We start from the raw sequence: 295 nt of genomic DNA, 5'->3' as shown, positions 1-295 counted from the left end.
CGGTCGGCCGAGTCGGTGACGGATTCGTGGACCTCGTCGGCGGGGGCTGCGGTGATACGCAGACGGTCGACGGCGCCGATCTTTTCGAGGGCGGCTGCGTGTGGCTCGCTCCACGTGCCATCGACGTCGACGCCCAACCGGAGTTCGTTGGTGTCAAAGTTCTTGTAGATCAGCAGGATTGCACCGTAGTAGTAAACCGCGTTCTCGGTGACGCCGCTGATGCCGAGGATGTGGATTGGCTCGCGCCGGATGTCCAGCGCAGCGGTCAGGGCGTCGACGTTGAGTTCGTGCAGGC

The 295-nt window shown here is 64.1% G+C and carries 1 protein-coding gene; it reads right to left on the bottom strand.

The window, feature by feature from the left end; all coding sequences use genetic code 11:
- Positions 1 to 295, bottom strand: a 295-nt coding sequence (locus tag SKC41_RS31760) for a hypothetical protein (RefSeq protein WP_330981559.1), incomplete at both ends; no start/stop codon positions are given.

This window comes from Mycobacterium sp. 050128 (assembly GCF_036409155.1).
GTDB lineage: Bacteria > Actinomycetota > Actinomycetes > Mycobacteriales > Mycobacteriaceae > Mycobacterium.
The sequence above is the reverse complement of the archived record's forward strand: the minus strand, read 5'-3'. Positions and strand labels throughout refer to the sequence as shown.